This window comes from Salipiger sp. HF18 (assembly GCF_011806505.1).
Taxonomy (GTDB): domain Bacteria; phylum Pseudomonadota; class Alphaproteobacteria; order Rhodobacterales; family Rhodobacteraceae; genus Salipiger; species Salipiger thiooxidans.
The window spans coordinates 1-1,890 of the sequence record NZ_JAATOS010000654.1 but is presented as its reverse complement, the minus strand read 5'-3'; the positions used below and the strand labels follow the sequence as shown (position 1 = coordinate 1,890).

At 70.6% G+C, this 1,890-nt stretch carries 3 protein-coding genes; 1 reads left to right on the top strand and 2 read right to left on the bottom strand.

Annotation, left to right across the window (positions count from 1 at the left end):
• Together HC022_RS25475 and HC022_RS25470 are read right to left on the bottom strand one after the other, a co-directional pair.
• A partial coding sequence (locus tag HC022_RS25475; RefSeq protein ID WP_167454252.1) for an AzlD domain-containing protein occupies nucleotides 1-174 on the bottom strand: 174 nt, incomplete at its 3' end.
• Nucleotides 171-878 carry an AzlC family ABC transporter permease gene (locus HC022_RS25470; RefSeq protein ID WP_167454251.1) on the bottom strand — a complete coding sequence of 236 codons (708 nt, stop codon included), beginning with the start codon at nucleotides 876-878 and terminating at the stop codon, nucleotides 171-173. The genes HC022_RS25470 and HC022_RS25475, both read right to left, overlap by 4 nt.
• Before the next feature lie 163 nt (nucleotides 879-1,041).
• Between HC022_RS25470 and HC022_RS25465 the strand changes: the two genes are divergently transcribed.
• On the top strand, nucleotides 1,042-1,890 hold an 849-nt coding region (locus HC022_RS25465), incomplete at its 3' end, for a molybdopterin guanine dinucleotide synthesis (RefSeq protein ID WP_368484787.1).

The window sequence follows — 1,890 nt, the reverse complement described above, 5'->3', positions numbered from 1 at the left end:
GATGAGCGGCATGACCAGCGCCGGCAGCACCGACACGGCGGTGTAGCGCAGGTGGCGCATCAGCCACGCGGGCAGGGGGCGGTCGCCGACCAGCCCGAGGAAGACGAAGCGCAGTCCGAAGCTGCCGATGCCGAGCCCGATGATGACGATCCAGAGGTCGACGCGGTCGATCATGCCGGTGCTCCCCATCTGCGTTCGACCTCGGCCCCCGCGGCCATGCCCAGCACCGCCGCGACCAGCAGGCCGAGATTGTAGGGCAGAAAGGCGAAGAGCAGCGCCGAGGCGCTCGCCACGAAGGCGGCGGACATGTGCGCGCCGGTGCGCAGCCCCGGTCCCACCAGCGCGATGAAGGCGATCGGCATGGCGAAGTCGAGCCCGGTGTTCATCGGAATGTTCGAGCCCACCAGCGCGCCCACCACGGTGAAGATGTACCAGAACGGGCAGATCCCCGAGACCGTCCCGATGAAATAGGCGAAACGCTCGGCCTGGCTCAGCTCGCGGTCCTTCTCGAACTTGATGATACCGAGCGCGTAGGACTGGTCGATCAGGAAATACGCCGCGATGCCGCGCTTCCACAGCGGCAGGTGGCCGAGGTGCGGGGTCAGCGAGGCAGAGTACATCGCCATCCGCAGGTTCACCGCCAGCGACGAGGCCAGAACCACGACAAGCGGCGCGTGGTCCTGCATGAGCTGCAGCGCGGTGAACTGGGCGGCGCCGGCGATCACCGCAACCGAGAAGCCAAGCGCCTCGGCCGCGTTCAGCCCGGCGTCGTCGGCCAGCACGCCGAAGAGCGTCGCGAACGGGACGATCACGAGCAGGAAGGGCAGGCCGTCGCGCAGCCCTTTCCAGTAACTTGACTTCACGCCGGGCCCGGCCATGGTTTTCCTTTCCGGAAGGGTTCGGCAAAGCCGTATCCAAGCCCGGGAAAAGATGCAAACGGCGCGGTCGCGGAGGGCGGCGGGGACCCATGAAGCAGCGCAGAAGACCGACCCGGCGCGGGGCCCGCGCGAGCTGTCCGGCGTGGAACCGGCGGAGCGGCGCGTGGTGACCGGCGCTTTCTTCGACCGGGTGCTGATGGTCGACTGGTCCTCGGGCAACGACACCGGCCCGAGGCCGCGCAAGGACGCCATCTGGCTGGGCGAGAGCACCGCGCAGGGCGACGCCGCGCCGCTCTACCTGCGCAACCGCGTCGCGGCCGAGGCGCTGCTCGGCGACCGGATCTCGGCCGCGCTGGAGTCGGGTGAGCGGCTGATGCTGGGGTTCGACTTCCCCTTCGCCTACCCACGCGGTTTCGGGACGGCGCTGACCGGCAGCGCCGATCCGCTCGCGGTTTGGGCGTGGCTGGAGGCGCGGCTCGAGGATGCGCCGAAGCGCAACACCCGCTTTGCGCTTGCGGGCGAGGTGAACCGGCGCTTCCCCGGCATCGGGCCGTTCTGGTTCAACGGTGGCAAGGCCGATGTTCCGGACCTGCCGCGCCGCGATACCCGCACGGGCCATGGCATGCCCGAGCGCCGCGAGGTCGAGGGCGCCGCGAAGGGCAGCTTCACCTGCTGGCAGATGGGCGGCGCCGGCGCGGTGGGCGGGCAGGTGATGACCGGCCTGCCGGTGCTGCACCGCCTGCGGGCGCGGTTTCCCGGTCGGATCGCCGTCTGGCCCTTCGAGCCGCTCGACCGGCCCATCGCCTTCGTCGAGATCTGGCCGTCGCTCTTGCGTGGGGTCGTGGCCGAGGCGCTGGCGGAGGGCGGGATCAAGGACGCCCATCAGGTGCGGCTTACGGCCAGGGCGCTGGCGCGGCTTGCGCCGGAGCGGCTTGCCGCGATGCTCGACGTGTCGGCGCCGGAAGAGGGCTGGATCCTCGGCCTCGGGTTCGAGGACGAGCTGCAGGCGGCG